This is a genomic window from Burkholderia sp. JPY481, assembly GCF_038900515.1.
Lineage (GTDB): Bacteria > Pseudomonadota > Gammaproteobacteria > Burkholderiales > Burkholderiaceae > Paraburkholderia > Paraburkholderia youngii.
In genome coordinates this window covers 341265-353555 of the sequence record NZ_JAYMRT010000006.1, presented here as the reverse complement: position 1 = coordinate 353555, position 12291 = coordinate 341265, and the positions used below count along the sequence as shown (strand labels likewise).

Here is a 12291-nt window from a genome sequence, read left to right as displayed (position 1 = left end):
TTCTAAAAATAGGTGCGGTGAGGTGACATGCCGACCTTGATGGTGCTCATGAACTTCAGCGTCTTCATGTCAGCGACACCGACGTAACGGCTCAAGCGGAACGTAACCCGCAGGTATCGCCGGTCAGGTGTCAGTTCCATATCGTCCGGCGCAGGCAGCAAGCCCTTGATGGTGCCGACGTTTGTGAGCGAGTTCTCGTCGAGGATGCTAATGGTATTGCCGACCCGATTCGTGACGAGCACGTGCTGACTATCAGCGAGCGAACGGAAATTGTGAGCCCCCTTGTCGATGTGGATGGCCTTCACAATTTACCGGGCGCGCCGGTCGATAACAGCGACGTAGTCAGCACCCGTCATGCCTGCTAGAAGAAATTTGTCGCTGGGAATCAGCCACAGGCCCGCAGGGGCCTAGACGAGCCTAATCCCGACCGCGTTCGCCACTATCAACGATTGGTTGTCGGGCGTCGCCGTCAAATGGTGCGGCTCGTTTCCGACGGCCACGGTATCGACAACCTTTAGAATGGCCTCGTCTATCAAGCTGACATTCGCGTCCGCCGAATCGAGAACGATGACGTTTTCAGCCGCGGCGGCCGACGGAACGGACGCAACCAGACCCAGCGCTAACAGAAGGGGCGCATCCGAGACTCTCACTGGTCTTTACGGCGCTATGACCACTGGATGGAAGTTAGCCTGCTCGATTGCGTGGAAAATCTGGCCCTGATTCAACGCAGATTCCACTTTCACTGTCTTGGCTGCGACGTCAATCTGAACCTTTGCCGCCGGGTCCAGCCGTGCAATTGCCTTGCTGATTGCGCTTGCACATCCACCGCACGACATGTCCGAAACCTTGAATTCCATTTTCATCCCCACGTAATAAGTTACCTTTACAGCATGAACATTCCCACGATGGGAATGTCAAGTAGAGTCGCAACGGCCACACCGGAAATGTCCCTAGCCGAGAGCGTTGAATCCGCTCGAGGCCAGCCTTCAGTTAGGAAATGACGCCTTCGCACGCTTAACCAGGTCGTAAGCCCGTGCTAAACTTCGCGGCTATGTCCTACTGGCGCAAAATTATTCTCGTCGTGCTGTTGGCACTGAGCCTTCCGGTTCAGTCGTTTGCGGCCGTCTCGATGATTTGTGCTGCTTCTGAAGCGGTCGGCGATGACACGACCGCCCACCATGTCCATCGAGGCGACTCAGTCGACGGACATGCGCTGGTATCCGACGCTGATGGCCATCATGGTCACGACCACAGCGGCGTACATCATCCTCACGGATGTTTGACCTGCGCCTCCTGCTGTATCGGGGCAGCAATACCGGTCGTGCCTGCGGTTTCCGCTTCGGCTGACCTGTCTAATTTTCCCGTCCCCCTGCCTCCGCCTGCGCGTGTCGCGTCGTTCCTGACCGGCGGCATTGAACGCCCTCCCCGCCTGATTCTCGTCTAATCCTCGCACTCGCGGCGATTCGCTGCGACCAGCAAGCTCTTCTGGCGTCTTTCACGGACGCCGGATGATTTACGACGAGAGCAATTCATGCGAACAATTTCTGCGGCGCTATTCGGCGCAAGCGCAGTACTGCCGTTGCTCGCGCACGCGACGGCTCTTTCCGACCCGACTGATGCGGCGGTATCGGTGCCGGCCGTCACCGTGCACTCCGCCTTTGACGGCTACCGGTCGTACCGGGACGGCGAAGCACCGAGCTGGCAGTCATTAAACCGCGCAGTTACACCCGGTCACCGCACGGCTGGAATGAAACAAGGTCAGCAATCAGGTGATGCTTCCGCCGCGAAGAAACACGAACACGGGGGCGAGTCGGAATGATGCGACTACTCGCGCACCGCCGCGCGACCTCTATCGCCCTCGCGACGCTGTTCATGGCCGGCTGCACGACCTTCTCGAAGGACGGTGGCTTTAACACCGTATCGTCGACAGCGTCGGAGCGCCTTGGCAAAGAGGTCGTCTACGTGAAAACCGACGAAGACCGTGAGGCGGTCTTCAGGCGGACACAGGAACTGCTGTCGAAGCCGCTCGGGATGGATGATGCCGTCCAGGTCGCGTTGCTGAACAACCGGGGACTTCAGGCATCGTACGGCGAGCTCGGCATTTCCGAGGCCGACCTTGTTCAGGCGGGCCGCCTGCCCAACCCGGGCTTTACGTTCAGCCGGACACACTGGAGCGATGGCTTCGGCATCAGCCGGACCTTTTCCATGGGCGTCCTGGGGATACTCGCGCTGCCGGTAGCGACACACATCGAGAGCCAACGGTTTGAAGAGACCAGGCTCGAAACTGCCAACGCGATGCTCGCCGTCGCCGCCGACACCCGAAAGGCCTACGTGAGTGCTGTGGCTGCGGAGCAGGCAGCCCTCTACTCCGCTCAGGTCAAGGACTCCGCCGAAGCTGGGGCAGAACTCGCCTTACGGATGCGCCAGGCAGGCAACTTCAGCAAGCTCGACTATGCGCGCGAGCAGGCCTTCTACGGGGAGTCGGTCGCGGAGGTGGCAAAGGCAAGGCAGCAGTCAGTCGTCGCTCGCGAGAAGCTGACCCGCATGATGGGCCTTTGGGGTTCAGGAACCCAGTTCAAGTTGCCGGAGCGCCTGCCCGACCTGCCAGACGACAGGCCGCAACTCAACGACCTCGAGAGCTTCGCGATGCAGAACCGCCTGGACATTCAGGCGGCGAAGCAGCGCACGCAAAGCGTCGCCAGCTCGCTGGGGCTTAGCAAGGCAACCCGGTTTATCAATGCGCTCGACGTCGGCTATCTCAACAATTTCGAGACCGACAAGGGACATGAGCGCGGCTACGAAATCAGCGTTGAGATTCCAATCTTCGATTGGGGCAGCGCAAAGGTCGCGCGTGCTGAGGCCATCTACATGCAGTCCGCAAACCGCCTCGCCCAGACGGCGATCGATGCGCGCTCCGAAGTACGCGAGTCGTACTCCGCCTACGTGACGAGCTATGACGTTGCGAAGCACTACCGCGACGAGGTGGTGCCCGTGCGCAAAACCATCTCGGACGAAATGCTGCTGCGTTACAACGGCATGCTCGCCAGCGTGTTCGAGCTGCTTGCCGACTCACGCGAACAGGTCGCCGCCGTCAACGGGTACATCGACGCGCTGAAAGACTTCTGGCTCGCGGAAACGGACCTGCAGCAGTCGCTTGGGGGCCGTCTTCCGCCGCTCGCCATGACGCGGGCACCGGACGCCCCGCATAGCGACGCAACAGATGCCCCTGCCGCACAAACGCCATCGGCCCCGGCGCAGGAATCGCCATTGTCGGCCACCACCATGCAACCGGCGTCGCCGACGAATTCAAAAAGGTGAATGAAGATGGTTTCACGTCGAAGTTTTCTCGGCGGCTCGGGCGCAGCGCTGCTCGGCGCAGCGTTGGTCAGCAAGGCTGGCGCAGCGTCACTTCCAGAAGCGCCCACGATGGAAAAGACCGCCACACAGCCACCGCTGGTACCGCCCAATGGACGCCCCTATACACCCGTGGCGACACTGAACGGCTGGACGCTGCCGTGGCGCATGAAAAACGGCTGGAAGGAATTCCACCTCATTGCCGAGCCGGTGGTCCGTGAAATGGCACCCGGCATGAAGGCGAATCTTTGGGGATACAACGGCCAGGCACCAGGCCCGACTATCGAAGCGGTTGAAGGCGACAAGGTCCGCATCTTCGTAACCAACAAACTGCCCGAACACACCACGGTTCACTGGCACGGGATGCTGGTGCCATCAGGGATGGATGGCGTTGGCGGGCTGACGCAGCCCCACATTCCGCCGGGCAAGACGTTCGTCTATGAGTTCCAGCTTGAGAAGCACGGTACGTTCATGTATCACCCGCACGCGGATGAGATGGTGCAGATGGCGATGGGGATGATGGGTACGTTCATCGTGCATCCCAAGGACCGAAGTGTCATGCCGGTAGACCGCGACTTCGTGTTCCTGATGTCCGCCTACGACATCGACCCGGGCAGCTTCACGCCACGTGTCAACGAAATGACCGACTTCAATATGTGGACGTGGAACGCACGGGTCTTTCCCGGCATCGACCCGCTGCCGGTACGAGCAGGAGACCGCGTACGCATCCGCTTCGGCAACCTGACGATGACCAATCACCCCATCCATCTTCATGGGTACAGCTTCGAGGTCGCAGGAACCGATGGTGGATGGATTCCGCCTTCCGCACGTTGGCCGGAAGTAACCGCCGATGTCGCAGTCGGTCAGATGCGCGCCATCGAGTTCACCGCGAACCGCCCCGGCGACTGGGCGTTTCACTGCCACAAGTCGCATCACACGATGAATGCGATGGGCCACCAGGTACCGAATCTCATTGGCGTACCGCAGAAAGACCTCGCGACGCGCATCAACAAGCTCGTACCGGGCTACATGGCGATGGGCAGCGCAGGCGGCTCGATGGGGGACATGGAAATGCCGCTACCCGACAACACGTTGCCAATGATGACGGGAACAGGACCGTTCGGCGCGCTGGAAATGGGCGGCATGTTCAGCGTCGTCAAGGTGCGCGAGGGCCTCGGCCGGAACGACTATCGCGACCCGGGCTGGTTTAAGCACCCGAAGGGAACCGTGGCGTACGAGTACACGGGCGAACTGCCGGATAGCTGATTTCGTGGCGAGCCGGACGTGGCTCCGGCCGATATTTGTAAATCCAACTGTGGGAGAGAACTTGATGAAGAAGGCAATTGCTTCGATTTTGCTGGGCTGCGCCGTCGCGGCATCCGCGACCGCGTTTGCCGCAGGTGACGCGGGCAACATGAACATGGCAAGCGGCGCTCAACAGGTCGCGGAAGCGACGAACGCCATGTCGCATGGCGAGGTGAAGAAGGTGGATACCTCCGCCGGAAAACTGACCATCAAACACGGACCGCTGAAAAACCTGGATATGGAAGCCATGACCATGGTGTTCAAGGTCAAAGACCCAGCCATGCTTTCACAGGTGAAAGCGGGCGACAAGATTGACTTCGTGGCCGAAGAAATCGACGGCGCGCTCACCGTGACGAAGCTGCAGAAGCAGTGAGCAATTCAATGGGGCGTCAGCGGCGCGGCACAGGCTACGCCCCGATTTGATTTTCGGAGGAAACAATCGTGAATACCAATCTACGCAAACTGCTGCTCAGTGCAGCAGCGACCACCGCCGTCGTGCTCTCACCCACTCTCACGTTTGCCCACGGCAAGCTGGAGAGTGCCATGCCAGCGGCCGGCAGCGCGGTCGATACGTCGCCTGAACTGCTGCGTCTGACTTTCAATGAAGACCTCGAGTCGTCGTTCAGCACAATCAAGGTGGTCGATGCATCGGGGGCGTCCGCGACAAAGGACAAGGCCAAGGTCGATTCTTCGAACCCACGCGTGCTCATCGTTGCGGTCCCCAAGCTTGCTTCCGGCTCGTACACGGTCCAATGGGCGGTCATGACGCACGATGCCCACAAGACCAAAGGCACCTACACATTTGCGGTGAAGTGATGAACGACGGTTTCCTCGGCATTTCGCGGCTCGCGTTCGTAGCGTTGCAGAACGTCGGCTTAGCTGTTCTTGTCGGTGCCCTGCTGAGTGACAGCTGGCTGTCCCGTAGCACTTCGCGATGGCAGAGCAGCGTCAGCGGACGCCTGCTTGTCACCGTGCGCATCACTTCCTTTGCCACGCTGATGTCCAGTGCGTTCGCATTCTGGATTCATTGCGCGTTGATGAGCGAATCGACGCTCGGCGAGGCAGGTCCCGCTATCCGTTCAATGCTGGTGGAAACCGACTTTGGCCATGCCTGGCTGGCAGGCGCAGGGTTGATGCTCGTGGTGGTGATTCTGTCGTTCGCACAACGTCGACGCCCGATTCATTTCAAGCCTGCTATCTGGCTGGCCATCGCCGGCGTTGCACTGGCGCGCAGTCACGGCGGACACCCTGTGGATGCTGGCGTTTTTAGTTTGCCGGTGTGGGTGGACTGGGTGCATCTGCTTGCCATCAGCGTGTGGGTGGGCCTCGTTCTTGTTACAACGTACATCGTGGTGCCCCGCATACTTATCGCGCCCACCGCCGAGCGTGCGAAAGCGGCGATATTCGTTCAGTCGCTTTCTGACGCCGCGACGTTCGCGCTGGCCATCCTGATTATCACTGGTGCGTACAGCGGCTGGCGCGGAGTCAATGCACTTGAGCACCTGTGGGCGTCCACATACGGACAAGTCCTGCTGGTTAAGCTTGCTCTCGTAGTCACTGCCGCCGCGCTTGGGGGGCACAACCGGTTCTTCGAAATGCCCGGGCTACTCTCATCTCTGAAGGACACGCGAACCGAATTCACACCAAAGCCGTTGAAGCGGTTCGCCGTTGTCCTGCATGTCGAGTCGGTTGTCCTGGCAGGCGCGCTGGTAGCCGCTGCGGTCCTTGTTTCCAGTCCACTTCCCGGGACAACGTAAGCTCGCACGGTCGCACTTCTTTACGCTTGCTGCATGGTCGACTTCGCGCGCTCGAAGAGTTCGTAGACGACCATGCCCGCAACCATGGCAGCTACAAAACCGACGGCCTTTGGATAGCCCGCGCCCAAGGCCACCAGCATAGGTCCCGGGCAAAGACCGGCCAGACCCCGGCCGATACCGAAAGCGGCGCTCCCGAGGACCAGCCTCAGCGGGAAGTGACGGATAGAACCACGTTCGTCGAGACTGGACGAGGCAACGCAAGCTGGATTTGCACCGGCCGGCGGTAGACCGTAACCATGCCGAACATCGGGTCGTTTTTAACTTCCACTGGCGGCATCTGGTCCGGCTTTATCGACGCGCCGTCCACCGCGAAGTCGAATCGGTCCCGATAAATGTAGTAGCCAGCGTGCGTCCTGAAATCGAGGGTGACCTGCTGAGGCGCACTGAGCTTGACCGCCAGCGGAAATGCCTGGTCCGGTGGCAGCAGGTCGGTTTCGCTTACCGCCTCTGCAGCCAGAGACCGACGGCACGGAAGAGATTGTGCAGCTCGAAGAAGTCATCGTCGGCGACACCCTGCGTGTGAAGCCGGGTTCGAAGATACCGGTCGACGGCGTGGTGATTGATGGGCGGTCGAGCGTCGATGAGTCAATGATTACTGGCGAACCGATTCCAGCCGAGAAGGTCAAGGGTAGCAAGGTGACCGGCGCAACCGTCAACCAGACGGGAACGTTCCTGATGCGCGCAGAGAAGGTTGGCTCCGACACGCTGCTCGCGCGAATCGTGCAGATGGTGGCGCAGGCTGGACGCTCGCGTGCACCTATCCAGAAGCTTGCTGACCAGGTCTCTGGCTGGTTCGTGCTCGCGGTCATTGGCCTCGCCGCAGTTTCCTTTGCTGCCTGGTCGTTGGTCGGTCCCGCGCCCGCGCTGGCAAACGCGCTGGTCGTCGCCATCAGTGTGCTTATCATCGCATGTCCGTGCGCGCTCGGCTTGGCCACCCCGGTTTCCATCATAGTTGGGGTTGGACGTGGCGCTCGCGAAGGCGTGCTCATCAAGGACGCTGAAGCCCTCGAGTTGATGGAGAAGGTTGACACCGTCGTAGTCGACAAGACCGGAACTCTCACGGAAGGCAAGCCGCGCGTACAGACGGTTGTTGCGCTGAATAGCCAGTCCGAATCCAAAGTGCTTGGTTACGCCGCAAGTCTCGAAGGTGCGAGCGAACACCCCCTCGCTCAGGCCATCATCATGCACGCGAAAGAAGCTGGAACAGGGACGAATCGCGTAGAGGCTTTCGACTCGGTACCCGGCAAAGGCGTGACCGGAAAAATCGAAGGGCACACGGTATCGCTGGGCAATGCGCGCCTGATGGAAGCGATGAAAATCAGCTGCTCGTCGGTCGAAGAAGATACCGACAAGCTGCGCGAGGCCGGGCAAACGGTCATGTATGTCGCGATAGACGGCGAACTTGCCGGCTACATCGGGGTAGCAGACCCCGTGAAAGGCACGACACCGGACGCGGTGCGGCTGTTAAAAGCGTCCGGCGTGCGGATTGTCATGCTCACCGGCGACAATCCCGTCACCGCAAACGCGGTGGCAAGGGCGCTCGCGCTTGATGGCGTCAAGGCCGGCGTGCTGCCTGAAGACAAGTACAAGCATGTGCAGGAGCTTCAGGCCCAGGGGCACGTCGTCGCCATGGCCGGTGACGGCGTGAACGACGCGCCCGCGCTTGCTCAGGCGCATGTTGGAATCGCAATGGGAACCGGAACAGATGTCGCCATGAACAGCGCCCGGGTCGTTCTCGTCAAGGGAGACCTGCGTGGCATCGCGCGAGCGCGCGCATTGAGCGTCGCAACGATGAGGAACATTCGCCAGAACCTCTTCTTCGCGTTCGCGTACAACGCGGTGGGGATTCCAGTGGCAGCCGGTGTGCTTTATCCGTGGCTTGGTATTGTGCTCAGTCCAATTATCGCCAGTGCCGCGATGGCGTTGAGTTCGGTCTCTGTCATCGGTAACGCGCTGCGGTTACGCACCGCCCGGACGTAACGCGCGACCCTTGCGCCGCTCTGTTCGAACGTTTCCTGCTCCCAGGGTTACATACCGTGAACGCAAAGCGCCGGACATCGCATCGGGCTCTTTGCGCGTGGCTACTCGCGGCCGTCGGCGCTGCCACAATCACCATGGGCATCTATTTCATATTCGTACGGCCGCCCTTGCTACCGGAAGACCTTCAATACCTGGGGACGTCAAGTGAGCGTTTGCTGGCGACGGCGCACTCACCGTGACGAAGCTGCAGAAGCGGTGAGCGTTTCAGTGGGGGTGTCAGCGACGCGCGACTGGCCGCCGCCGATCCTACGGCGACCAGCCTCGCCCCGACTTCAGATATCGCCGATCGACAGTGGCAATTGCGGTTCGCTCACGCCCCCGGCATTGATCAACCTGACGTAGCTCACATATCTCGCCTCAGCGAGCGTCTGGGCAGCCACCAACCCCCCGGGCAGCGGCGCCCTCAACTCGTTAGGCAAAATATCCGTCAGCAGCAGTTGATAGAGCACTCGGGCCGCTGGAGCGCGGTAACGGTTATCGAGTTCCAGTTGCCCTGCCGTCGTCGCATAGTCGTAGTACTCGAGTTGGCTTCGGCCCGAGATGGTCGTCGACTCCGGTGCCCAGAACGAATAGGTGCCAAGCTTGTTCACCTGAGTGCGTACACCGATGATATGCGTAGGCGTACTCGACGCGTTTGGTATGTACGACTCAGGCAGTGTTTCGTCGGTCGTGAAGGTGACATAGGGCCGACCGGCTGCCGAATCGCTTTTCAGCATCGGAAGAAGATCATGCCTGCCGCCGTACAACTGCGCGTAGTCGCCCGTTAGCCAATTGCGGTTGCCGCCGTTGCCTATCGTCACCAGCATCGGAAGAATATCGACTGAAGAAGTCAGGCCGTCGCGGATCTTGTCGACATCGCCCGCGTACTGTCCAGTAGGATCAACCACGATCAACGGGATGTTGTACGCCTCTTCGTAGCAAGTCGAGGTCTTGCCGGACACCATACCGTGCGCGCCAGCGTATTCGCCATGGTCGGACGTCAGGATAATGATCGTGTTGCGCGCGACATCGTGAGGCAGAGAATGGACGATCTCACCAATCCGTTCGTCGACGTCTGTCAGTATCTGCGTGTACGACTCGAGGCTACGCTTCCAGTAACTGAATGGCGATTTGCCGATCCCTTTCGTCACGCCCTGGATCGGCACAGGATATTCCGTGATGACGAAGTCAGCGCTATCCGGATCATCCTGGACACCACCCCATATAGCCTCCTGGATCATTCTGTTGAACGCCTGCGCTGCCGGCTTGGTGCGCTGGATGCGATCCGCCGACTCCCAGTTCGGCGGGACCGCCGCGTACGCCAGCGTCGGTGGATTCTTGAGCGGATTGGTATTCCAATCGTAGTTCGGCGGCCCTACCGTGTAGTCCCTCCATTGCTGATATCCGTTGGGGTTGTAGTTCGAGTTCGCGAAATAATCATGGTAAGTCTGGAATTCCGTTCCCGCCGGGAAGAACTCTTTGTCGTGAGGGTTCACGAGGCCTACGGTCAAACACCAGGGTGCTTCGTTCGGCTTACGCTGGCCGAGCCACGCTACCGCCTGATTGGCGATGTACTCGTCGCTGTAGTACAGGTTGGGAATATCGCCGACCGTGCCCTGCAGGTTGCTGCCAGTTGGATCAGGGAAAGTCATCGCCTGAAATCCGTACTCCTGAAGCTCGCGCTGCCCCTGGACGGTGACCGACAGATGCCATTTCCCGATGTAGGGCGTCGAATAACCGAGGTTGCGTAGCAGCTTGCCATAAGTCGGAAACGCCCGGCTGAGCGTTGGTTGAAGCGAACCCTTACTTGACGGGTTGTCGAAGATAGTCGTCAACACCCAGGTTTGCTGCGAATAAAGACCAGTGACCAAAGTGCCACGTGCTGGCGTACATGCGGAGGCGGCCGTGTAGTGTCCGGAGAACTTAACGCCCTTTCTCCACAGGGAATGCGTTTGAGGCATGAAATGCCTGAGGAAGTCGCCCGGACTGTTGATTCCCGCCGGGAACACGCGCGGGTAGCGCATCTCGTCGAGCAGAATGAACAGAATGTTGGGGGTTCCCTTGTGCGCGGCGTCGCCCGTGGCCGACCCGGACGCGCCAAGCGCAAGCTTTGGCGTAGTCAGTGCAGCGCCAATCGCCGATGTCTTCTTGATAAATTCGCGACGATCCATAATCGTTTCTCCATGTTAGATAGAACGACGAAGGCATCTGCCCTGTCGCGTTGCAGCGCAGTGGAGGCGATTCAATCAGCGTGGATTTATATGAAGAGACCTCTGCTCGGTCTCCTCTGGATTGTCAGGTAAAGGGTATGCGCGGTCCGCTTTTCTGAATTGATGTTTTCAGACCTGAGCCGGCAAGGAGAGGATGCGGGGAAGGCTGTGCGTTTGATGCTAGTTTCTTCTGCTGGCGACGGAAGAGAAAACGTCGAGATATGTGCGGTAGCGCACATTGTTCTGTCCGGACAAGAACGTCGCAGCGGAATCAACTTTGCATTCCAGCCTGACTTGTAGATTACAACTGGTAAGCAATGGGTCCGGCCATACGCTCGATCCAGAATCGTTGCAGAACGGTTCTGCATGCCGAGCACGTAGCCGCGCGCCAGCCCATCACAACGGTCGACAGAATCGCTGTACAGACCGGCACGCGCTCCGCTTCACCACGCCGCAGACCCGCTACCGCCGCGGTACGCCGTCGCGCCACTCGCCCCAACGCGTGACGATGTCCTGCACGAGCGGATTGCCCGTCAGGAACAGATTGTTGATCGCGATCGTGAAGCCGCCCTGTGACGCGTAGTTGAGCAGATTGTCCGCACTCGACTGGCCCGCGTAAGGCCGATCGAAGTCCGAGCCGGCGCGCAGCACCGCTACACGTTCCAGGTCGACGCGATGCGCGCTCGCCGCGCGCGTCAACGCCTCGAAAGTGGCGTTGTCTTCCTGCTGCGTGGTGCAATAGGTGCCCTTGCCGTCGGTCAGGATTTTCGTCCATTGCCGCGCGCGCTCGCCGAGCTCGGTGCCCGACCACCAGGTGTCGCCCGCCAGCGTGTCGCACTGGATCACTGTGGGCGGACGGTTCGCGGGCGCATAGTTGTATTTGGCGCGGGCAGCCTGCGCCTGTGCGTCGTCGCTGAGCGTCACGTTGCGCGACAGCGCGAATGCCGCATTCGAAAGCGCCCGATTGAGCTGGAACACTTCGGTGCGATAGTCGAGCGGCGGCTTCTGCGTCGGGCCCGTCGTGTTGATGCCGAGATAGCCGGTGTCCCAGCCCGGCGGAATTTCGCGCCCGTCGATTTCCCATTGAATCCCGAAGTCGACGAGCCAATTGGCCCACGCAGCGGAACCGACGGTCCCTTGCAGCGGATCGATACCTGCGATGCCCGCCACCATGAAGTACGTATGACGCAAGTCGAAACGCGGCGAGAACGTCAGCGCCATGATCGACGCGGCGGCATTCGCGTGCCCCATGCCCGTCGTCATCACGCACACCTCCTGGCGATTGCAGTGCACTGCCGGATAGTCAGGAGACAGACCCGCGACGGGGATGTCCTGCCACGGTCCGAGATGATCGAGCCACACCTGGCCTTCCGGGCCGAACATCGAGATGATCATCACCTTGACCGGACGGCCATGCGACGCGCCATCGTCCTGCGCGAAGCCGTCGTCGGTATGCGCGATGGCCGGTGAAACTGCTGCGCCTGCCAGCAGCAACGATGAAATTGCAGCACCAAAAGCACGATTTAGCATAAGAGGTCACACCCGATATGTAAGAACTGCGGTTCCGAAACGTGGATCGCGTGCCG

General features: G+C 60.2%; 9 protein-coding genes and 3 pseudogenes. 6 read left to right on the top strand and 6 right to left on the bottom strand.

Annotation, left to right across the window (positions count from 1 at the left end):
* Positions 1-2: 2 nt before the first annotated feature.
* Both VSR82_RS17945 and VSR82_RS17940 read right to left on the bottom strand, forming a co-directional pair.
* Positions 3-650 (bottom strand): annotated as a pseudogene (locus tag VSR82_RS17945) (YncE family protein).
* 6 nt (positions 651-656) lie between these two features.
* The gene (locus tag VSR82_RS17940) at positions 657-857 is read right to left on the bottom strand and encodes a heavy-metal-associated domain-containing protein (RefSeq protein WP_368587517.1); all 201 of its coding nucleotides are present in this window, start codon (positions 855-857) and stop codon (positions 657-659) included.
* Between the two features lie 958 nt (positions 858-1815).
* Between VSR82_RS17940 and VSR82_RS17935 the strand changes: the two genes are divergently transcribed.
* From VSR82_RS17935 to VSR82_RS17915, 5 genes are all read left to right on the top strand, one after another.
* On the top strand, positions 1816-3318 hold the full coding sequence (locus VSR82_RS17935) for a TolC family protein (RefSeq protein WP_429462381.1): 1503 nt from the start codon (positions 1816-1818) through the stop codon (positions 3316-3318).
* A gap of 6 nt (positions 3319-3324) precedes the next feature.
* Positions 3325-4620, top strand: a complete 1296-nt coding sequence (locus tag VSR82_RS17930) for a multicopper oxidase domain-containing protein (protein ID WP_498857983.1) — start codon at positions 3325-3327, stop codon at positions 4618-4620.
* Between the two features lie 64 nt (positions 4621-4684).
* A complete protein-coding gene (locus VSR82_RS17925) occupies positions 4685-5032 on the top strand; it encodes a copper-binding protein (protein ID WP_429462383.1) in 348 nt (115 codons plus the stop codon).
* Between the two features lie 68 nt (positions 5033-5100).
* Entirely contained in the window at positions 5101-5475 is a 375-nt protein-coding gene (gene copC / locus VSR82_RS17920) for a copper homeostasis periplasmic binding protein CopC (protein WP_176367070.1), read from the top strand.
* Complete coding sequence (locus VSR82_RS17915) at positions 5475-6416, top strand: CopD family protein (RefSeq protein ID WP_410852273.1); 942 nt, start codon at positions 5475-5477, stop codon at positions 6414-6416. Before copC ends, VSR82_RS17915 begins: the two co-directional genes overlap by 1 nt.
* A gap of 20 nt (positions 6417-6436) precedes the next feature.
* On the opposite strand, the pseudogene VSR82_RS17910 reads toward VSR82_RS17915, so the two are convergent.
* Both VSR82_RS17910 and VSR82_RS17905 read right to left on the bottom strand, forming a co-directional pair.
* Positions 6437-6622: pseudogene (locus VSR82_RS17910) on the bottom strand (DUF6691 family protein); the annotation flags it as partial.
* Positions 6622-6876 carry a protein-disulfide reductase DsbD domain-containing protein gene (locus VSR82_RS17905; protein ID WP_498857982.1) on the bottom strand — a complete coding sequence of 85 codons (255 nt, stop codon included), beginning with the start codon at positions 6874-6876 and terminating at the stop codon, positions 6622-6624. The pseudogene VSR82_RS17910 and the gene VSR82_RS17905, both read right to left, overlap by 1 nt.
* Before the next feature lie 62 nt (positions 6877-6938).
* On the opposite strand from VSR82_RS17905, the pseudogene VSR82_RS17900 reads away from it, so the two are divergent.
* Positions 6939-8456 (top strand): annotated as a pseudogene (locus VSR82_RS17900) (copper-translocating P-type ATPase); the annotation flags it as partial.
* Positions 8457-8788: 332 nt separating this feature from the next.
* Here VSR82_RS17900 and VSR82_RS17895 read toward each other — a convergent pair.
* The gene (locus VSR82_RS17895; protein WP_429462385.1) at positions 8789-10666 is read right to left on the bottom strand and encodes a sulfatase-like hydrolase/transferase; all 1878 of its coding nucleotides are present in this window, start codon (positions 10664-10666) and stop codon (positions 8789-8791) included.
* A gap of 501 nt (positions 10667-11167) precedes the next feature.
* Positions 11168-12235 carry a purine-nucleoside phosphorylase gene (locus VSR82_RS17890; protein WP_429462387.1) on the bottom strand — a complete coding sequence of 356 codons (1068 nt, stop codon included), beginning with the start codon at positions 12233-12235 and terminating at the stop codon, positions 11168-11170.
* Positions 12236-12291: the final 56 nt, after the last annotated feature.